The sequence below is a fragment of the Bacillus mexicanus genome (assembly GCF_050445615.1).
Classification (GTDB): Bacteria; Bacillota; Bacilli; order Bacillales; family Bacillaceae; genus Bacillus; species Bacillus mexicanus.
The window spans coordinates 193,516-212,654 of the sequence record NZ_JBCEYV010000004.1 but is presented as its reverse complement, the minus strand read 5'-3'; the positions used below and the strand labels follow the sequence as shown (position 1 = coordinate 212,654).

The 19,139-nt window shown below is 45.0% G+C and carries 20 protein-coding genes; 11 read left to right on the top strand and 9 right to left on the bottom strand.

Annotated features, from left to right (window positions below):
- Positions 1–19: 19 nt before the first annotated feature.
- Both AAGG74_RS20280 and gerKA read right to left on the bottom strand, forming a co-directional pair.
- Positions 20–1,243 (bottom strand): Ger(x)C family spore germination protein, encoded by a 1,224-nt coding sequence (locus AAGG74_RS20280; protein WP_429676980.1) that lies wholly within the window; start codon positions 1,241–1,243, stop codon positions 20–22.
- Positions 1,233–2,840 (bottom strand): spore germination protein GerKA, encoded by a 1,608-nt coding sequence (gerKA, locus tag AAGG74_RS20275; protein ID WP_429676979.1) that lies wholly within the window; start codon positions 2,838–2,840, stop codon positions 1,233–1,235. The genes AAGG74_RS20280 and gerKA overlap by 11 nt, the downstream gene beginning before the upstream one ends.
- A 125-nt stretch (positions 2,841–2,965) precedes the next feature.
- On the opposite strand from gerKA, the gene AAGG74_RS20270 reads away from it, so the two are divergent.
- Entirely contained in the window at positions 2,966–3,187 is a 222-nt protein-coding gene (locus AAGG74_RS20270; RefSeq protein ID WP_162104014.1) for a YczF family membrane protein, read from the top strand.
- Positions 3,188–3,201: 14 nt separating this feature from the next.
- Here the strand turns inward: AAGG74_RS20270 and AAGG74_RS20265 are convergent, their stop codons facing one another.
- A complete protein-coding gene (locus tag AAGG74_RS20265; protein WP_429676978.1) occupies positions 3,202–4,956 on the bottom strand; it encodes a right-handed parallel beta-helix repeat-containing protein in 1,755 nt (584 codons plus the stop codon).
- A gap of 279 nt (positions 4,957–5,235) precedes the next feature.
- On the opposite strand from AAGG74_RS20265, the gene AAGG74_RS20260 reads away from it, so the two are divergent.
- Positions 5,236–6,714 (top strand): peptide MFS transporter, encoded by a 1,479-nt coding sequence (locus AAGG74_RS20260; protein WP_429676977.1) that lies wholly within the window; start codon positions 5,236–5,238, stop codon positions 6,712–6,714.
- Positions 6,715–6,941: 227 nt separating this feature from the next.
- On the opposite strand, the gene AAGG74_RS20255 is transcribed toward AAGG74_RS20260, so the two are convergent.
- From AAGG74_RS20255 to AAGG74_RS20240, 4 genes are read right to left on the bottom strand one after another with little or no spacing between them, the layout of a single operon-like run.
- The gene (locus tag AAGG74_RS20255) at positions 6,942–7,406 is read right to left on the bottom strand and encodes a pyridoxamine 5'-phosphate oxidase family protein (RefSeq protein WP_429676976.1); all 465 of its coding nucleotides are present in this window, start codon (positions 7,404–7,406) and stop codon (positions 6,942–6,944) included.
- Complete coding sequence (bsdD, locus tag AAGG74_RS20250; RefSeq protein WP_162104010.1) at positions 7,403–7,630, bottom strand: phenolic acid decarboxylase subunit BsdD; 228 nt, start codon at positions 7,628–7,630, stop codon at positions 7,403–7,405. Before bsdD ends, AAGG74_RS20255 begins: the two co-directional genes overlap by 4 nt.
- Before the next feature lie 16 nt (positions 7,631–7,646).
- Positions 7,647–9,068: a phenolic acid decarboxylase BsdC gene (gene bsdC, locus AAGG74_RS20245; protein ID WP_429676975.1), complete on the bottom strand. Its 1,422-nt coding sequence runs from the start codon at positions 9,066–9,068 to the stop codon at positions 7,647–7,649.
- Between the two features lie 2 nt (positions 9,069–9,070).
- Positions 9,071–9,691 carry a non-oxidative hydroxyarylic acid decarboxylases subunit B gene (locus AAGG74_RS20240; RefSeq protein WP_162104167.1) on the bottom strand — a complete coding sequence of 207 codons (621 nt, stop codon included), beginning with the start codon at positions 9,689–9,691 and terminating at the stop codon, positions 9,071–9,073.
- A gap of 83 nt (positions 9,692–9,774) precedes the next feature.
- On the opposite strand from AAGG74_RS20240, the gene bsdA reads away from it, so the two are divergent.
- From bsdA to AAGG74_RS20205, 7 genes are all read left to right on the top strand, one after another.
- Positions 9,775–10,647 (top strand): transcriptional regulator BsdA, encoded by an 873-nt coding sequence (bsdA, locus tag AAGG74_RS20235; protein WP_429676974.1) that lies wholly within the window; start codon positions 9,775–9,777, stop codon positions 10,645–10,647.
- A 115-nt stretch (positions 10,648–10,762) separates the two neighbouring features.
- The gene (tcyA, locus tag AAGG74_RS20230) at positions 10,763–11,569 is read left to right on the top strand and encodes a cystine ABC transporter substrate-binding lipoprotein TcyA (RefSeq protein ID WP_162104007.1); all 807 of its coding nucleotides are present in this window, start codon (positions 10,763–10,765) and stop codon (positions 11,567–11,569) included.
- Positions 11,556–12,260 carry a cystine ABC transporter permease TcyB gene (gene tcyB / locus AAGG74_RS20225; RefSeq protein ID WP_162104006.1) on the top strand — a complete coding sequence of 235 codons (705 nt, stop codon included), beginning with the start codon at positions 11,556–11,558 and terminating at the stop codon, positions 12,258–12,260. The genes tcyA and tcyB overlap by 14 nt, the downstream gene beginning before the upstream one ends.
- A 13-nt stretch (positions 12,261–12,273) precedes the next feature.
- A complete protein-coding gene (gene tcyC / locus AAGG74_RS20220; protein ID WP_429676973.1) occupies positions 12,274–13,017 on the top strand; it encodes a cystine ABC transporter ATP-binding protein TcyC in 744 nt (247 codons plus the stop codon).
- A gap of 188 nt (positions 13,018–13,205) precedes the next feature.
- On the top strand, positions 13,206–13,328 hold the full coding sequence (locus AAGG74_RS20215) for a hypothetical protein (RefSeq protein WP_277348588.1): 123 nt from the start codon (positions 13,206–13,208) through the stop codon (positions 13,326–13,328).
- Positions 13,329–13,449: 121 nt separating this feature from the next.
- Positions 13,450–14,097: a YczE/YyaS/YitT family protein gene (locus AAGG74_RS20210; RefSeq protein ID WP_429676972.1), complete on the top strand. Its 648-nt coding sequence runs from the start codon at positions 13,450–13,452 to the stop codon at positions 14,095–14,097.
- A gap of 100 nt (positions 14,098–14,197) precedes the next feature.
- Positions 14,198–14,872, top strand: coding sequence for a 4'-phosphopantetheinyl transferase family protein (locus AAGG74_RS20205; RefSeq protein ID WP_429676970.1), 675 nt, complete (start codon positions 14,198–14,200; stop codon positions 14,870–14,872).
- Here AAGG74_RS20205 and AAGG74_RS20200 read toward each other — a convergent pair.
- On the bottom strand, positions 14,867–16,201 hold the full coding sequence (locus tag AAGG74_RS20200; protein WP_429676969.1) for an aminotransferase-like domain-containing protein: 1,335 nt from the start codon (positions 16,199–16,201) through the stop codon (positions 14,867–14,869). The two genes, AAGG74_RS20205 and AAGG74_RS20200, sit on opposite strands and share 6 nt — an antisense overlap.
- A gap of 123 nt (positions 16,202–16,324) precedes the next feature.
- On the opposite strand from AAGG74_RS20200, the gene AAGG74_RS20195 reads away from it, so the two are divergent.
- Together AAGG74_RS20195 and AAGG74_RS20190 are read left to right on the top strand one after the other, a co-directional pair.
- Entirely contained in the window at positions 16,325–17,263 is a 939-nt protein-coding gene (locus AAGG74_RS20195; RefSeq protein WP_162104001.1) for a DMT family transporter, read from the top strand.
- Positions 17,264–17,316: 53 nt separating this feature from the next.
- Entirely contained in the window at positions 17,317–17,874 is a 558-nt protein-coding gene (locus AAGG74_RS20190) for a YcxB family protein (RefSeq protein WP_162104000.1), read from the top strand.
- 14 nt (positions 17,875–17,888) lie between these two features.
- On the opposite strand, the gene AAGG74_RS20185 is transcribed toward AAGG74_RS20190, so the two are convergent.
- The gene (locus tag AAGG74_RS20185) at positions 17,889–19,115 is read right to left on the bottom strand and encodes an MFS transporter (protein WP_429676968.1); all 1,227 of its coding nucleotides are present in this window, start codon (positions 19,113–19,115) and stop codon (positions 17,889–17,891) included.
- Positions 19,116–19,139 lie beyond the last annotated feature (24 nt).

Genomic DNA, 19,139 nt, shown 5'->3' with positions numbered 1-19,139 from the left:
CGCTCCCCCTTTCTCGCACCTACTCATTTTTAAGCTGGTGCTGAATCGGATTGTTTCGCAACCCTGTTCGTCTGATATACGTGTCCACTTTTACATCAATGGGCAGTTCCGGTAAATATTCTTCGTCCCATGTGTCCTTCATTTTCTCCCACTGCTTCGGATACTTTCTATATATCTTGTCACCAAAACCGATAAAGTCTATTTTGTTCTTCTTGATCTTTTTCACAACATGGCTGATTTCCTTTTCCAGCTCTTTGCTGAGAGTTTGTTCAATAGCCGCCAGCACCTTTGGATTAGACAATTGGAAAGGGTATCTGACAGCATCTATGATTCCTTCAACATTGACTCTAACATGGATGTACGGACGTCCGTTTCTCATCCCCGGCACCAGCTTTGTGCTTTGATGCGTAACTTGTAAACTGACCGCGTTCTTTGTCTTTCCCCAGTCAGCATTAATAAACGTATGCTGAATCTTATTCATCAGCCAAACTGCCCCTACGCTTTCATGATCTCCAATCCAATACTTTAAATAGCCTGACTTATCAAAAATGGCCAAACCATCTGCCTGAAGAATGGCTTTCGGATCAGTAGCTTGCGTGTTTTCCATACTGATTCCTTTTTTATCATCACCAATCATCATATATCCCGGGATAATCGTTGCTTTTGTACTGTCGCCAAGTGTTTTCAAAGCGTCCTGAATATTGGTTTTGATAACCCGTCCGTATTCCGCCTCCGTAAAGTCGAGTGTTTTATTGACTTTATTTGACGGAATTTTATCAATCGGTGTAAGGATTTTCACGATATTTTCCGCTTTTGTTTTATGGGCGACAACGATTGTTGCCGTTGTCCTGAATTCCGTATCACGGTCAAGGTTATCTAACACAAAATCCAATCCTTCCTCACTCGCCAGCTTCTCACTGATTACGACTAGATTGGTATGGGCAAAATAAAGCCTCCGGGATACCTTTATGGAAGCTTTTCTAAGCGCTTCCGTCATATTGTCGCCTTCAATCGAATAGACAGATACAGGCGGTCTGTCTCCAGCACCGCCTCCCTGAAGCCCGCCGGCCACATTTCCGGGATTGATAATTTGAAGATGCAGCACGTAGTTGCCTTCTTTTGTCCGATCAATGCCAATCGCCGAGATAATCGCAAGATCCGTCAGCTCTCGCTTATCCCAGCAGCCGGGAAGCACAATGACGCTTAAAAGCATGAGAACAGCTAATAGACATTTACGACCCATTCTGATCCCCTTCTTCCAAGTCTTTATTCACCATTCCTTGGGAAGCGGCCGGCTCCGGACGTTGCCCTTGCCCCTGCCGCACTTTATCTTCCTTACTGACTGACTCCGGCCTTTTTTCATCAGCCCACCACGGAACCCTGAACAGCGCGTCCTTTACCCCTTGGGAAGAAAAAGGAGCAAGCGGCGACATGTAGGGAACACCGAAAGAGCGCAGGCTGCATAAGTGCACAAACATGATAATAATTCCTAAAATCAGCCCGTAGAACCCCATAACAGAGGATGCAATGATAAGGATAAACCGAATGAGACGGGCTGAAATCGCCATGGCGAAAGCGGGTGTCGCAAAGCTGGCAATCGCGGTGATCGCAACGATAATGACCATGGCCGGAGAAACGATGCCAGCCTGTACGGCAGCCTGTCCGATAACGAGCGCACCTACGATCGATACCGCCGAACCCACAACGCGCGGCAGTCTGACACCGGCTTCTCTCAGAATCTCAAAAGCAATCTCCATCATAAGTGCTTCGACAACTGCCGGAAACGGCACAATTTCCCGCTGAGCTGCAATCACGACTAACAGCTGTGTGGGGATCATTTCCTGGTGAAACGTCGTGGCTGCCACATAAACAGCAGGCGCGATAAGTGAAATAAAAAAGACCAAAATCCGCAAAATCCGTATGCTCGAGGCAATGTCAAAGCGCGAATAGTAATCTTCAACAGACTGAAAAAATTGTATAAATAAGGCAGGAGCAATAAGAACAAACGGCGTTCCATCCACAATGATCGCGAATCTTCCTTCTAATAGATTCCCTGCTACCACATCAGGACGTTCTGTATGATACATGGTCGGAAACGTCGTAAAGGTTTCATCTTCAATCAGCTGCTCGATATATCCGGATTCTAAAATACTGTCTATATCTATTTTTTTCAGGCGCTGTTTCACTTCCTTCAGCACCTTTTCATCACAAATGCCATGAATGTACATAAGTGCAATATCCGTATTCGTAACAGAGCCGATTTTCATTTTTTCCACCCATACATTCGGGTTCTTTATGTATCGCCGAATCATGGAAATATTCGTTTGCAGAGACTCTGTAAATCCTTGACGCGGGCCGCGGAAGGATACTTGAGTGCTCGGCTCTTCGATGGAGCGCTGTTCTCCCCCTTGTGTGCTGCAAATCAACGCATCGTCATAGCCATCAGCAAAAACGAGCGCATTGCCGAGCATTAATTCAGTAAAAAGCTTTTCCCAATCCTTTTCAGCTTTCACCCCTCCTAGTGGAAGTGTTTTTTCAAGAATCTGCTGGATGGCATGCGAATGTTGGATGGATTGGTCCCCAACCAAAGGATTGATTAAGGATTCATGAATCGTGTTATTATCGACCAGGCCTGCAAGATAGATAATGGCAAGGTGGACACGATCCTGTTCCCCGATTTTGATCTCGCGGATAATGACATCAGAGCTGCATCCGACTTTCTTTTTCGTTTCCGCTAGATTCTTTGCTAAACTTCTGGAAATGTGAACCGGCCTTTTGTTGTCTTGCTGCTGTTCCTGTTTCTTTTCTTCTGATTTTTGTTTCTTTTGCTTAGAAGGCATACACAAAATACCTTTCCTTGTCGTTTTCTCATATTCTTCCTTCCAGCATTGAGATTATGCATACATCTTAGATACGGTATAACTTCCTGAAAAAGATGGACACTAAGATTGGAGGGTGATGAAGCATGAAAATATTAGGCGTGACAGGGTTCATCTTGATTTGTTTATTAGCTATTTCTGTTTTTATGGACATGCTTCAAGGGTTCAGTCTGACAAAAGCTGTTTATAACAATATGTCCAGCTTTAAGATGACAACGTTCGCAGAATGGACTGTCCTTTTATTTTTTGTGGTCGTACTTGGAAGAGAAATATATGTGATCTATAAACCGAAAAAAAAGAACCCCTAGAGCGGGGCCCTTTATCAAACCAATATATTGCCGTCTGCTGTATCGCTGCTATGTTTGTTGATGGTGCCTTTGAAGATGCGATTGCCGATGATTTTGGAATTGGTTGAGGTGTTTGTTTGAATAGCTGTCGCTGTCCTTGCGGAGAGGTTATTGATGGTGTTTCCGGAGATGATAGAGCCTGCGGAACCGCTGACATAAATCACAATTGGATTCCCGGCTGTTCTGTTGACTGAAATGGTGTTATCAAAAATCTCATGCACACCTGCGCTGATATAGATGGTGACCAAAAGCGGAGATCCTTCAATGTGGTTGCTGATAATAGAGGTTTTCGCAGTTGTAGAGCAGTAAATCGGATAGTTTTTAAACTCTTTAAAGATATTGTTTTTAATAATAGCACCAGCATTGTTTGTAACAGTAACAGAATATGATTCCGCGGCTGCTTCAAACGTGTCAGGGTACAGTGTATTTCCTTCTACCACCGCGTTTCCTTGAGCGATCCAAATTCCCCGGCTGTATTTTCTCAACACATTATCCTTAATGATCATATCGCCGCCGGAAATGTTCACACCATCAATGACTTCAATGAGGCAGTTATTCAGAAATACGGTATCATCCGACAGCACTGCGCGAAGACCGGTGCTGCGGCTTGTTTCAGACAATCCGTTTTGAATCTGGTTGCCGTCTACCTTTACGTCGGAAGATTGATAAACCAAGATCCCAGTGTTTTCAAAGTTACTGATTTTGTTGTTTGTGACAAGAACGCTTTTCCCCCTGACATCAATTCCGGTTGAAAACCCGGTAATCAGGTTGCCGGCGATTACCGTATCACTGCTCTCCTTCCCTTGTGACACACCGAGTCCGGTAATCCCGACTCTAGGCGCAGCAGCGGCGTTTTCAGCCCGTCTGAGAATATTCCCCTTGATCATCGTTTGCGTTCCATACCCATAGCTGATCGTATTGTCTGAATCGTTTCCCTCTATTGAAATGCCGTATCCATTAAAATTGGTCACAGAGCTTGAAACGTTTCCAATGAAATGGTTGTTGCGGATGGAAACATTGATCGGTTCCTCATAGTCAACCTCACCTTCGCCATATCCTTCTATGTCAATTCCGAATTTCGGCGCTGTTCCATTCCCTGTTCCGGCATCTTCAATTACACATTCCTCCACCGTGACCGTATCACATCCGGTAATGGAAATGTTATTTCTTCTCGACCGCCGAACCTCACAGCCGCGGATGGTGATATGTTCTGACGTACGATAATCATTCGCTGTCTTTAAACCGCTTGGACTGACAATAATCCCGTCACCGGTAAAATCAGAAATTTTGACATTATCAATGACAACATTCGAGCATCCTTCAATACATATGCCGAAACCCCATTCATGAGTTGACCTTATCCCCGCGGAGACATACGTATGCTCATCGCGTTCACCAATAATTTGTCCCCCGGAAATGGTTATATTCTCTTGCTTGCCTACATAAAATGCGGAATAACCCCACGAGCTGTTCGGGATGATTTTGATGACACACTCAGGGTCCATCATAATCTCAAGGTTGCCGGGAACAATGACCCCCGCGTTTCGAAACTTCTGATTGGGGTCTCCTCCAAGCGTTCCATCTATTAAATAGGTTCCTGTTGGGAACCAGACCATATGATATCCTTTCGAAACAGCCATACCAAAGCACTGATTAATCAACTCTGTATAATCCGTTTGTCCGTCTCCCAAAATACCGAAATCCGCCACATTTAATATAAATTCAGTCAATTGCGGGTCTCCTTCTCCATGATTTGTATCATGATACGTCTAAAAACCCGCTCCGCTTGTACATATCTCTAACATTTTATCAAAAAAGTATAAAGGAAGAAATTTGCAAGAAAATCTTACGGAAAAAGTCCTAGGAACTAGTATACACTCCCTATTTTCCTATGTTTATATTTTTTCTATTCTGGAACTTCTTGAAATGAGTATAAATTATATTGACACAGGTATTATATAAGAATATGATTTTTATAATACACTTTTTTAAGAAAGGGTTTGGCTGACATGGCTTCGATTGATAACGAAAGTATCATTAAAAGCGTCCCGCAAAAAGGGTTCTTTGGTCACCCGCGAGGACTATTTACGCTATTTTTCACCGAATTTTGGGAGCGTTTCTCTTACTATGGAATGAGAGCAATCTTACTTTTCTATTTGTATACAGAAACGGTAAACGGAGGACTCGGCTTTGACAAAGGCACAGCGGTCGCCATCATGTCGATTTACGGCTCTCTCGTATACATGTCCTCTATTATTGGCGGATGGCTTGCTGACCGGGTATTCGGAACTGCAAACACCGTTTTTTACGGCGGCATACTCATTATGTTCGGCCACATTGCACTCGCCTATCCGGGCAGCGCGACAGCATTTTATATCAGCATGGCGCTTATCATTATCGGTACAGGTTTATTAAAACCAAACGTATCAAGCGTAGTTGGGGATCTTTACACAAAAGAAGATGCACGCCGCGACTCAGGTTTTAGCATTTTCTATATGGGGATTAACCTCGGCGGATTACTCGCGCCGTTAATTGTCGGAACACTCGGACAGAAGTACAACTATCATCTCGGCTTCGGAACTGCCGCGGTCGGAATGCTTCTCGGACTTATCGTATTTGCTCTGACAAGAAAGAAAAACCTCGGTCTTGCAGGGACAAATGTGCCAAACCCGCTGTCTAAAAAATCAGCGATTGGGACTGGAATCGGTGTAATTATTGTGGCGATTGCAGTCATGATCTCTGTCCAAACAGGCACGCTGACGATCAATCGTTTCATTAATCTTGTAAGTATTCTCGGTATTTTGATTCCGATTGTTTATTTCATCATCATGTTTACAAGCAAAAAAGCGGACAAAACAGAAAAATCTCGTCTTGTCGCTTATATTCCTTTGTTTATCGCTGCTGTCATGTTCTGGGCTATCCAGGAACAAGGAGCAACCATTCTTGCAGTATACGCTGATGAACGCACTAGGCTTTCATTAGGCGGATTTGAACTTCAATCATCTTGGTTCCAATCGTTAAACCCATTGTTTGTCGTCATTTTCGCGCCAGTTTTCGCATGGCTATGGATGAAGCTTGGCAAACGCCAGCCGTCCACACCAGTTAAATTTTCAATCGGCATTATTCTAGCAGGCTTATCATTTATCATTATGGTATTCCCCGCAATGCAAGGAAAAGAAACACTCGTAAGCCCTCTTTGGCTCGTTCTCAGCTTCCTGCTTGTCGTGCTTGGAGAGCTGTGCTTGTCTCCAGTTGGTTTATCTGTAACAACGAAACTGGCGCCAGCTGCATTCTCTGCACAGACAATGAGTATGTGGTTTCTGACTAACGCAGCAGCCCAAGCGATCAATGCCCAAGTAGCCGGATTGTTTGATAAAATTCCTGAAACAACCTACTTCGGTACCATCGGTATGATTTCAATCCTACTTGGCGTCATTCTCCTTCTTCTCACGCCGATTATCAAACGCGCGATGAAAGGGATCTTATAATAAGAAAACAGCCCGCAGATGTGGATCTGCGGGCTGTTTCTTATTTGTCCGCCACTTGATCAAAGACCGGCGCTTCTTCCAGCATTGACTGATGGCTGCTTTTGATAAATGCTCCTCGCTTTGGGGCGAATCCATAAAATAGGTTAGATTAGCATTCAAAGCGAATTGTTGAAGACGTGTCCCATTTCAAAAATGAAAGCCTGACGCATGGCGTCAGGCTTTCATTTTTATCGCTTCAATTCTTCCAGCGTCTTTTCCCATCTATTCAGCACCTCTTCAGGGCTGTGAAGCTGGATATGGACACCGGAATTCAAATCAGCGTATTTCGCAACGTCCTCCTTCACTGAAACGATGCGGCAGGCAAAACGATCTCTTTCATATTCGGCATCTTTCAAAGTTGGCAAGAGTTCACAATGCAGCTTTACATAATGAGCCGCTCCCTTCCACCATGCCGTAAACTGCGCTTTTCCTGTGCGAAGGATGTTGGCAGCAGTCGTTGTGTTTTTCCATAGGGCGATTCGGATATCCGTGCGGCTCAAAGCAATTATTTCTCCCACACTGATCATCGCGGCATGCGGCCAGCCGTCCTCCGATACCGTTTGCAGAACGAAAGCTTCATGCTGTTTCTCATTCAGGCGATCCCCGTCAAGCAGCTCAAAGAGATGGTCTGATATATCATTCACGCTAGTCAAACCTTTCGTTCCGGCACAGCCGGAACTTCAATCGCTGTTTTCGTTTCCTGCGGATCAATTTTAAACGCCGGATTGTATTTCTCAGGATTAGTAATGCTTTCTGGTTCACAGGATCTCCATGTGAAAAAGCATGTTTGGCACTGATAAACTTCCCATGCGCCTTCTACAGGCGATTTGCTCATGACTTCTCCCTTTTTTGAATCACAGCGAGGACATGTATGCATGTCAATCATCCTTTCCTTATTTATTCATTAAGTCCATTAGTTTTTGTTCCCATTCTTTCGTTGTTAATGGAGAATCAAGCGGCTGTGAATAATGCCCTCTCGTTTCCGGCGCAACTGGCGTAGTGGCGTCAAGAATCATTTTATGAGTGATGCCTGATGGGTTAGATCCCGGATCAAGCGGCAGAACCGATAAGTCGGGAATGATGACCGCATCGTGTTTCGGATGCATTTTGCTCGAAAGCGCCCACATGACTTGTGGCAGGTTGAATGGATCGACATCCTCGTCAACGACAATGACCATTTTGCAGTAGCCGAGTCCATGCGGTGTTGTAAGCGCACGCATACCAACTGCTTTCGCAAATCCGCCATAGCGTGTTTTTGTGGAAACAATCGCGATTAATCCGTGCGTGTACATGGCGTTCACTGCGACAATTTCATTCGGATACGCTTCCTTCAACTGTTGATAAAGCGGCACACACGTATTAATGCCGATCATATAATCACATTCTGTCCAAGGCATGCCTAAGTATAAATGTTCAAAAATCGGATTGTTTCTATGATACACACGTTTAATCTTGATAATTGGCATGCTGCGTCCGCCGGAATAATGGCCTGTAAATTCACCGAACGGGCCTTCATATTCGCGCTCTCCGGCAATGATTTCACCTTCAAGCACAACTTCAGCGCCCCACGGAGCATCAAGATCAGACAGCTTTGATTTCACAATGCGATATGGCTCGCCTTGAATCGCGCCTGCCATTTCGTATTCTGATTGATCATAAAGAAGCGGAGTTGATGCCGCTGTTGTAATGACCGGTTCACAGCCGAGCGCAATGGTGACCGGAAGATTAATGCCGCGTTCTTCGGCTTGGCGCAGATGGATCGCGATATCGTGCTGCGGCACAGGCTGAATGCCGAGACGGTCTTTTCCTTTGACCTGCATTCTGTAAATGCCGACATTTTGTTTGCCGAAGTTGTCGGGGTCCTCAAGATCACGCGAAATGACACACGCTTTGTCTAAATAGTAACCGCCGTCTCCTTGATTAATTCTGAAAAGAGGCAATATATCGAACAAATTGATGTCTTCTTTAACTTCATTTTCATGAAACGGTGCTGTTTCCTCCCGTTTGACCGGCATCGGAAACTGATCATAACGCTTCGCGAATTCAAAAAACTGTTCTTTCACCGGGGTGTCTTTCGGCATGCCGAGCATCATTGCATGATTCGGCCAAGAGCCGATCACATTCATCGCAATTTGCGCGTTGTGATAGCCGTAAATGTTGTTAAATAAGAGCGCGGGGCTTTTATCGCCAAGATTGCTGGCTGCGCGCGCTGCGGCTCCTAAATCCGGTTCCGGCTTTACCTCTTCATTCACTGCCAGCAGCTGTCCTTCTTTTTCAAGGGCAGCGAGAAATTCTCTGAAATCTTGATAAGCCATGATCAAGCTCCTCCTTTTTGTTTTTCAATTCCATTCCAGCGTTTCGCTTCAGGAAGGCGAATGCCGAATTGGTCCAACGTTCTGAATACGATATGATCGACCATTTCCTCTAAGCTGCTCGGCTGATTATAAAAGGCCGGCATCGGAGGAAGAATAATCGCGCCCATTTTCGTAAGCGCTAACATGTTTTCGAGATGAATCTGGTTTAAAGGCGTCTCTCGCGTTAAGAGGACGAGCTTTTTTCTCTCTTTGAGCATGACATCCGCCGCACGTGTCAAAAGATTATCTGCCATTCCAGTGCGGATACTGGCAAGAGATTTCATGCTGCACGGCGCCACAATCATTCCATCGGTATCAAACGATCCGCTTGAAATGGCTGCCGCCTGATCCTTATGCGAGTAAGTGTATGCGGCCAGTTGTTCTACTTCTTGTAAGGTATAGCCTGTTTCATGTTTGATCGTGACGTTCGCCCAAGGAGACACAACAAGATGGGTTTCAATTTCAGCGGCCTTTAGCCATTCCAGCAGCCTGACCCCGAAAATGGCCCCTGTTGCTCCTGTCATTCCGACAACGAGTTTCACTTTGTCCCCTCCTTTGCGCTTGAATTCTGCTTTCGTTTCCATCATACTCCTGATATATCCATATGAAAAATATCTGTTATATCTATATTTCATACCTAAAAGGTATAATGAGGAGGCGCTTTCTTTTGGACATTCGCCAGCTTCGATATTTCATTACCATTGCTCAGGAACAGAAAATTACATCCGCCGCTAAAAAGCTCCATATGGCGCAGCCGCCTTTAAGCAGGCAGCTGAAACAGCTGGAGGATGAGCTGGGCATCATTTTGTTTGACCGGAATAAGAAAAAACAAATGACCCTTACATATGAAGGAACTGTTTTTCTGAAAAGAGCCAAAGAGATTTTACATAGGTTTGAGGATGCCGTCATTGAGGTACAAGAGCTGAAGGAGGAGGTAGCTGGCACGCTGGCCGTAGGTTCAACGATTTATTGCGCCGCTCTGATGCTTGAAAAAGTCACACAGATTAAAGAGAGATATCCGCATCTCACCTTTAACATTTGGGAGAATGAGCCGGCGACATTGTTAGAGCTGCTGGAAAGCCGGCACATCGATGCGGCGGTTACGACGACGCTGATCAAAAGCGACATGGTCCAATTTAAACAGCTTGATGAAATTCCATGTGTGCTTGTACTCTCAAAAGAAGCCGGATATCCGTGCGGGAACACCATCAAAATGGAGGACATCCCTTCCTTTCCGCTGATTCTGCTGCGGCCTGTCAACGGAAAAGGCGTCTATAATCAGGTTATGAATGAATTTCACTGTTTACATCTTGAGCCGCGCATTGTTTGCGAATGCCACGATTCCGCTACTTTGCTCAGCCTTGTCTCATCCGGGTTTGGCGCGTCCATTCTGCCCGTCACGATGATTCCCGTTCATATGAGAAACCACGTACACACCGTTCATATTGAAAACAATCCCTTCATTATGAAGCCGGCTGTCATGTGGAGAACGGACAGTTATCTACCAAAACCTGCACAGCAATTTTTGGATTTATTTTAAAAGATTTCGCCTTATGAAAACCAAATACTTGACTCATACTAAAAAAAAGTTATCCTTTAGATTTGTAAGCTAATTTTTTATTTCAATAAAATCAACCAGAAAAGTGGGGAATAAGATGAAAAAAGCATTATTGGCTTTATTCATGGTCGTAAGCATCGCAGCTCTTGCAGCTTGCGGAGCAGGAAATGACAATCAGTCAAAAGACAGCGCCAAAAACGGCGATCTTTGGGCTTCAATTAAGAAAAAAGGTGTGCTGACAGTCGGTACGGAAGGGACATATGAACCGTTCACTTACCACGACAAGGACACTGACAAGCTGACTGGCTATGATGTGGAAGTCATCACAGAGGTCGCAAAACGACTTGGACTGAAAGCCGATTTTAAAGAAACACAATGGGACAGCATGTTTGCCGGCCTGAATTCCAAACGATTTGACGTCATTGCCAATCAAGTCGGAAAAACAGACCGTGAAGACAAATACGATTTCTCAGATAAATACACAACATCAAGAGCTGTTGTCGTGACGAAAACAGACAATAACGATATTAAGTCTGAAGCAGATGTAAAAGGAAAAACATCAGCTCAATCACTAACAAGCAACTACAACAAATTAGCTAAAAATGCCGATGCGAAAGTAGAAGGCGTTGAAGGCATGGCGCAGGCTCTTCAATTGATCCAGCAAGGCCGTGTCGATATGACTTACAACGATAAGCTTGCCGTGTTGAACTACTTAAAAACATCAGGCAATAAAAACGTGAAAATCGCGTTTGAAACAGGCGATCCGCAATCAACGTATTTCACATTCCGCAAAGGAAGCGGCGAGGTTGTTGATCACGTCAACAAAGCATTAAAAGAGATGAAAGAGGACGGGACTCTTTCTAACATTTCTAAAAAATGGTTCGGCGAAGATGTTTCTAAATAATCTGCCGGCATTGACGCTTGGCACGGCGATCCCGTGGGATCTGGTGCAGCAGTCATTTTGGCCGATACTTTCAGGGGGAATCTACTATACGATTCCCCTTACGATTCTTTCCTTTATATTTGGAATGATCCTAGCGCTGATTACGGCGCTTGCCAGAATGTCGAAAGTGAGACCTTTGAGATGGGTGTTCAGCGTATACGTATCCGCAATACGCGGCACTCCTCTTCTCGTTCAATTGTTCATCATTTTCTATCTGTTTCCGGCCTTTAACATCACATTAGATCCATTTCCAAGCGCCGTGATCGCCTTTTCATTAAATGTCGGCGCCTATGCATCAGAAATCATCCGAGCATCTATTTTATCTGTGCCAAAAGGGCAATGGGAAGCCGGCTACACAATCGGCATGACACATCAGAAAACGCTGTTCCGCGTCATTTTGCCGCAGGCTTTTCGTGTGTCGATCCCGCCATTATCTAATACCTTTATCAGCCTGATCAAAGATACATCTCTCGCGTCTCAGATTTTGGTCGCTGAGCTGTTCAGAAAAGCGCAGGAAATCGGCGCGCTGAATCTTGATCAAATTTTAGTGATCTATATTGAAGCAGCCTTTATTTATTGGATGATCTGCTTCCTGCTTTCACTCGTCCAGCATGTCATCGAACGGCGTCTTGACCGCTACGTGGCCAAATAAGGAGGTTCCGAGTATGCTTACCGTCAAAGGATTAAACAAATCATTCGGTGAAAATGAAATTTTAAAAAAGATAGATATGAAGATTGAAAAAGGGAAAGTCATCGCTATACTTGGGCCTTCAGGTTCAGGGAAAACGACGCTGCTCCGATGCTTGAACGCGCTGGAGATACCGAATCGAGGGGAGCTCGCGTTTGATGATTTCTCCATCGATTTCTCCAAAAAGGTGAAACAGGCGGATATTCTAAAGCTTCGCCGGAAGTCCGGAATGGTGTTTCAAGCGTATCATCTGTTCCCTCACCGCACGGCTCTTGAAAACGTGATGGAGGGCCCTGTTCAGGTGCAAAAACGGAACAAAGAGGAAGTCAGAAAAGAAGCGATTCAGCTTTTTGAAAAAGTCGGATTAAAGGACAAAATGGATCTATATCCATTCCAGCTTTCCGGCGGACAGCAGCAGCGCGTCGGCATTGCCCGCGCACTGGCGATTCAGCCTGGGCTTATGCTGTTTGACGAACCGACCTCAGCGCTTGATCCCGAGCTTGTCGGAGAGGTGCTGAAAGTGATCAAGGATTTAGCCAACGAAGGCTGGACCATGGTCGTCGTAACCCACGAAATCAAATTCGCCCAAGATGTGGCGGATGAGGTTGTCTTCATTGACGGCGGCATAATCGTGGAACAAGGACCGCCGGAGCAAATTTTCTCCTCACCAAAAGAAGAACGGACGCAGCGGTTCTTGAATCGGATTTTGAATCCGTTGTAAAATCCAAAAAAACCCAAAACGGCATTCGTTTTGGGTTTTTTCTTTTATTAGATTAAATCCTGGCTCCTAGAAAAATTTGCGGTTTATGATTTTCATTTTGAAGCAGGACATTGCACCAAAGGGAGGAATTTTTTAAAGAGGACTATAAATGCCAAAACTCAAATACTAAACGTTACGGAGGCGCTATAATGAAAAAACTTATTATCAGCACCGCTTTAATTGGTTTCCTTTTTGCTGGTTTATTAAATGCGGGATCATACGCTAACGAGCCAGATTCATTTCAAATAGCAGAAAAGGCAATCAATATTTAAACCTAAACAGGGCGCCTGCGGCGGCCCTGTTTTTTTGTTGAGCCCCTTCTGCCTATTCCGCCCTTTTGTCAGATGTGCTACAATGACACTCGACTGATTTTTACGAAAGAAGGGACCTCACGTGAAGCAAGAACTTGTTCTGCGCTGGACATTTTATTTTACCGGTTTGATCATTTTGGCTTTTGGTGTATCCCTCACGATAAAAGGAAAAGCACTCGGCATTAGTCCATGGGATGCATTTCATTACAGCCTGTTTCAGCACTTCGGGCTTACCATCGGCCAGTGGTCCATCATTATCGGAGCGCTTATTGTCGGATTCACAGCATTGTTTACAAAGGCTTGGCCAAAAATTGGAGCAATCCTGAACATGGTGCTCATTGGTGTTTTTATAGACTTTTTCAATTTTCTTCTGCCTGCCCCCTCCACCTACACAGGCTCCGTCATCATCTTTTCTCTCGGTGTAGTGCTGATCGGCTATGGCGTCGGTGTTTATGTATCAGCAGGCCTTGGTGCGGGTCCGCGTGATTCACTCATGATGCTGATTACAGAAAAAACCGGCTGGAATATTCAATGGGTTCGAAACGGCATGGAAATCACAATTTTATTGGCAGCATGGGGCATGGGCGGTCCGATCGGTTTAGGTACTATTTTGACCGCCATCCTCACCGGACTCATTCTGCGCTTTTCATTGCCGCAGTCAATCCAGCTGCTGAATTATACGATGGCAAGACGGAGAGCTGCTGTGAAAGCATCTCCGCCTATACATTAAAAAACAAAGCCGAAGCGGCTTTGTTTTTTATTTGCGCCTCTATATGAGTCGAAGTATGATAGGATGGTTTTGACAATCTTTTGCAGACGGAGGATCTAGAATGAAGATTTACGGAATTAATATGGACCGCCCGCTTTCACAAGAAGAGACTGAACGGTTCATGTCTTTCATATCGCCTGAAAAACAGGAGAAATGCCGAAGATTTTATCATAAAGAAGATGCTCACCGCACCCTGTTGGGAGATGTGCTCGTTCGCTCAGTCATCAGCAGGCAGTATCAGCTGGACAAAGCCGATATCAGCTTCAGCGCGCAGAAATACGGAAAGCCCTGCATCCCTGATCTGCCCGACGCCCATTTTAACATTTCTCACTCCGGCCGCTGGGTCGTTTGCGCGTTTGATTCCCAGCCGATCGGCATTGATATTGAAAAAATGAAACCAATCAGCCTTGAGATCGCCAAACGTTTCTTTTCAAAAACAGAGTACACTGACCTTTTAGCAAAAAACAAAGACGAGCAGACAGACTATTTTTATCATTTATGGTCAATGAAAGAAAGTTTTATCAAACAGGAAGGCAAAGGCCTATCGCTTCCGCTTGATTCCTTTTCAGTGCGCTTGCATCGGGACGGACAAGTATCCATTGAGGTTCCGGACAGGCATACACCATGCTATATCAAAACGTATGATGCGGACCCCGGCTACAAAATGGCCGTCTGTGCCGCGCACCCTGATTTTCCCGAAGAAATGACAATGGTCTCGTATGAAGCGCTTTTATAAATGGCTCATCAGCAGCTTGACACCGCGATCAATATCTTCCGTTTTCACATTGGATATATTGATTTTTAATAGATTTTCTTTTTGATAACCTGATAAATAATGACGGTCTATCGCCTCAAGGTGAACACCTTGTTTTTTCAGTCTATGAATCACCCTTGAGGCCGGCAGATCCCGAGGAAGCACCAGGTGGGTATGCATACAGGGTGCCTGGCCGCCCGAAAACGTAAAGCGTCCGCTTCCCAGCTGCCTGTGGGTTTGAATGGCTTGATGAAGCCTCAGTGATCGCTCCTTATAGGAATCTCTGATTTTCTCCTTATGCCTGCCATACATACCGCTTTTCAGATAAATCTCCAATGCCGCTTGAGAAATCATTGAACAGTCGATATCGTTCAACTTTTTGTACGCATGAAACGTATCAGTCAGTGCTTCGGGCAAAACAGCAGCCCCCACGCGAAGGCCGGGGAACATCATTTTTGAGAAGCTTTTTAAATAGATGACATGTGAGGACAGGTCATATGCGTGCAGCGGATCTGCCTTTTTATTTCCCTCCAGATCACCAAGGTAATCATCCTCAACGAGATAGACATCATACGCTTCTGCCAGTCTTACAAGCTCCTGTTTATCACGCTCTGACAAAGAGCAGCCAAGCGGGTTATGGAAGCGGGGCATCGTATAAAAAAATTTAATCGATTCTGTTTGAAAAAGCCGCTCAACCTCGGTTAAATTGAGCCCCTCTTCCGTTCGTTTCACACCGATGGCGGGAATTCCAAGCGTCTCAAGCTGTTCGACCATCAAATGGTAGCCCGGCTGTTCAATGGCGATCTTCTCTTTCCCATTTCGAAACGGCATGGCACAAAGCAGAGATAACGCCTGCTGGACACCTGATGTAATGAAAATATGCCGTTCATCCGCAAATACCTGCTGAGTGGCCAAGAGCTTTCGGAGTACGCGGATGAGTGATGGAAGCCCCTTTGGCGTCCCATAAATAAACAAATCGTTTTTGTATGTATCAATCGCTTTGTTGATACAGTGCTGAAAATCAAGATACGGAAACACATCTGGGTCCGGCGCAGATGTGGCAAAGTCGATGGGGCCAGGCTGCCCGCTTTTTGATTTCCCTGTCTTTTTCACAATATAATAGCCGCTTTTCGGAACAGAATAGATAAGGTGGCGCTTTTCCAGCTCCTGCAGCGCGCGGATCACTGTGCTTTTGCTGACTTGGTAGCGGGCGGACAGCTGACGGATAGATGGAAGCCTGTCTCCTTCTTGATAGGCGGTGCTTTGCATCATCTCCTCTATCCTCGTTACTAGACTCATATATTTCTCCATGCCTTCTCCCCCTGTTTTGTACCGGTACAGTTCATTGTTTTTCTCATTGTACCGTTCTGACCGCGGCCATACAATAAAGGGAGCGACCGGCGCTGCAATTCAGGTAAAGGAGCCCTTCCCATTATGGTTAAACATCAGCAAACCCCCGCTTATATAGCGGCTATTTTATATTCGTTCATTATCGGTTTATCCTTTCTATTCGTAAAAATCGCACTGCAAACAGCAGAGCCGTTTGATATTTTGGCGCATCGGTTCACCATTGCGTTTGCTGCGGCCACTGTACCGATCTTATTCGGCTGGGTAAAACTTTCAATCCGCGTAAAGGACGTCATTGCCATTTTGCCGCTCGCCCTGCTGTATCCCGCGCTATTTTTCAGCTTTCAGGCATTCGGCCTTGTGTACTCGTCCTCCTCTGAAGCGGGAATTATTCAGGCAGCCATTCCGATTTTCACGATGGTGTTTGCCGCTTATGTTTTAAAGGAACGCCCAACGTGGACGCAAAAGGGGTTCACGGTTTTATCCGTTACCGGCGTCATGTTTATTTTTGTGATGAAAGGCGTTGACGTGGAGTCAGCCAGCTTAAAAGGGTCTTTGCTGATTCTATTGTCCGCCTTGTCTTCAGCGATGTACAATACCGCCGCCAGAAAAATGACGCAGCGGTTCAAGCTGACCGAGCTTACCTACATCATGTCTGCCATCGGCTTTGTCGTCTTCAACGCCATTGCCCTTGTGCGTCACGGAGCGGCGGGAACAGTCGGCACTTATTTTCTGCCGTTCCGGGAGCCCGGCTTCGTTCTCGCCATTGTGTATTTGGGCGTGCTGTCTTCACTCGTCACTTCATTCTTGTCTAACTATACGCTGTCACGGATTGAGGCGTTTAAAATGAGTGCTTTTAATCATGTATCTACCATTGTGACAATGATTGCAGGAGTCGTGATTTTAAACGAAAGCCTGGCCTGGTATCATCTTTTTGGGGCCATTTGTATTATTATTGGCGTACTGGGGAGCAATACCAATCTGCAGAAAAAAAGAAAGCGCCCTGGTATGCCTGCAAAAAAATGAGAAATTATGCTAGACTGAAAGGAAAAACATGGTTAGAGGTGTAGGTTTACCGTATGATTCAATATGCTAGTGAAAGTATCAATCTTTCAGGAGAAATCACTTTTAAGGATGTAAGAGAAATCTTTTTTTATCAAATCGGAAAAATGTCATGCTTTTACTTTCTGTTGTTTTGCGCCATATTTGCTGCAGTTAACTTCATTAACGGATGGCCCCGTATCGTTTATGGCAGTGACGCGCTTAACTTGTTTATGAACAGTATTTTGATTATCGTGATGTCCGTTCTGTTTACACTGCTGCTCCTCCTTCTTCTATATGTGAAGTTTTCCAGAGCATACAAGAAGAACGAACGGATTAAATCTAAAAGAACATATAATCTGAATCAAGAAGGAATTCGTATATGTTCTAAAAAATATGACCTCATTTTCAATTGGAATGAAATCACAGCTGTTTTCGAATATAAGAATATCTTCCGCATCAATACATCCAGCAGCCAATATATTGCGATCCCAAAACATTTTTTTCACTCCGAAGAGGAGATGAACAGATTCAAGGGGATTATCCTTAAAAATACCGAAACAAAAAAACTCAAATTTAAAAAGGATCGGCATTGACAGTGCCGGTCCTTTTATATTGATTGATGGGTTTCTTTTGCCTTTTGTTTATCGAAAAACGGCACAAGCTCTATTACAGCCGATACACCCACAAACACGATACACACAGCAACAATCAGTAAATAACCATGAGTACTGTCAAAAAATAAACCGCCCGCATACACGCTGAGAGCTCCGGCAACCTGATGGATAAAGAAATTGATGCCTAACAGCGAGCCGATCAATCCTGTTTGATAGCTTTCAGAAATACACGCCACAGTCAGCGGGATGACGCCTGTATAACTGAGCCCGAATAACAGGATAAAACCGAAGTACCAAAGTTCGCTGTGATGAATTCCAAGGATGGGAATGATCAGAAAAATCAGGCTGATCAGCCGAAGGAAAAATAAGATGGACAGCATCATGCTTCTGCTGCCGAGGAGGTCTGACAGCCATCCCGCCAATAATCCGCCAATGACAATAAACGCCCCGAACGCAGCCATTATTCCGCTGACATGAGAGACATGCCCATCCTTCAGAATTGGCACAAGATGAGCATCAATGATCCCCATCGTAAATCCGCATGTAAACACGCCGAAGTACAGAATATGAATAAGGCGGGACTGCTTTATGACACTCCAAAATCCCCGCCAGTCATATGACTTTTTCACTGATGGCGCTTCCGTATGTGGCGGGTGCTTCATACCAAAGGCAAGGAGCGGCAGCAAAACAGCAGCCATGACGATGCCCAGTATTGTATAGGTGTTTTGCCAGCCGGCATGGTACGGAGCAGCAGCCCAAATAGGTGAGAGCAGCAGCAAACCCGCAGAGTTGGCATTGGTTAAAATCGCGAGCGCCAAACCTTTGTGTGTGTCAAACCAGCGGCTGATGAAATACTGTATCGTCACGCCGACGGCACAGGAATAGCCAATTCCGCCGAGCACTCCGTAAATGGTGGAAAACACATGAACATTCGGTGAATATGGAAGCACCAAAAAGCTGACACTGATACAAACAGCTCCGAGCGCCATCATTTTTCTGACACTGAATCTGTCAATAAAAAACCCGACGAAGAATTGAACGATGCCTGTTGTGATCATAAAAATGCTGACAGAAACTGAGATCAGCGACCTGTCGGCATGAAAGGTATCCGCCATCGGCAGCATAAAAAATTGAAAGGAATTTCTGAATGAGTTCATTCCGATGGCGAAAACAAACGTAAACAGCAATACAAACCATTTCACCTTAGGGGACACGTGCATGTTTCGACCTGCCTTTACTTGAGT

Coding starts and splice junctions, on each gene's coding strand:
- AAGG74_RS20280 (WP_429676980.1), bottom strand. CDS start 1,243: ATGGGTCGTAAATGTCTATTAGCTGTTCTCATGCTTTTAAGCGTCATT.
- gerKA (WP_429676979.1), bottom strand. CDS start 2,840: ATGCCTTCTAAGCAAAAGAAACAAAAATCAGAAGAAAAGAAACAGGAA.
- AAGG74_RS20270 (WP_162104014.1), top strand. CDS start 2,966: ATGAAAATATTAGGCGTGACAGGGTTCATCTTGATTTGTTTATTAGCT.
- AAGG74_RS20260 (WP_429676977.1), top strand. CDS start 5,236: ATGGCTTCGATTGATAACGAAAGTATCATTAAAAGCGTCCCGCAAAAA.
- bsdD (WP_162104010.1), bottom strand. CDS start 7,630: ATGCATACATGTCCTCGCTGTGATTCAAAAAAGGGAGAAGTCATGAGC.
- bsdC (WP_429676975.1), bottom strand. CDS start 9,068: ATGGCTTATCAAGATTTCAGAGAATTTCTCGCTGCCCTTGAAAAAGAA.
- AAGG74_RS20240 (WP_162104167.1), bottom strand. CDS start 9,691: ATGGAAACGAAAGCAGAATTCAAGCGCAAAGGAGGGGACAAAGTGAAA.
- tcyA (WP_162104007.1), top strand. CDS start 10,763: ATGAAAAAAGCATTATTGGCTTTATTCATGGTCGTAAGCATCGCAGCT.
- tcyB (WP_162104006.1), top strand. CDS start 11,556: ATGTTTCTAAATAATCTGCCGGCATTGACGCTTGGCACGGCGATCCCG.
- tcyC (WP_429676973.1), top strand. CDS start 12,274: ATGCTTACCGTCAAAGGATTAAACAAATCATTCGGTGAAAATGAAATT.
- AAGG74_RS20215 (WP_277348588.1), top strand. CDS start 13,206: ATGAAAAAACTTATTATCAGCACCGCTTTAATTGGTTTCCTTTTTGCT.
- AAGG74_RS20205 (WP_429676970.1), top strand. CDS start 14,198: ATGAAGATTTACGGAATTAATATGGACCGCCCGCTTTCACAAGAAGAG.
- AAGG74_RS20200 (WP_429676969.1), bottom strand. CDS start 16,201: ATGGAGAAATATATGAGTCTAGTAACGAGGATAGAGGAGATGATGCAA.
- AAGG74_RS20195 (WP_162104001.1), top strand. CDS start 16,325: ATGGTTAAACATCAGCAAACCCCCGCTTATATAGCGGCTATTTTATAT.
- AAGG74_RS20190 (WP_162104000.1), top strand. CDS start 17,317: ATGATTCAATATGCTAGTGAAAGTATCAATCTTTCAGGAGAAATCACT.
- AAGG74_RS20185 (WP_429676968.1), bottom strand. CDS start 19,115: ATGCACGTGTCCCCTAAGGTGAAATGGTTTGTATTGCTGTTTACGTTT.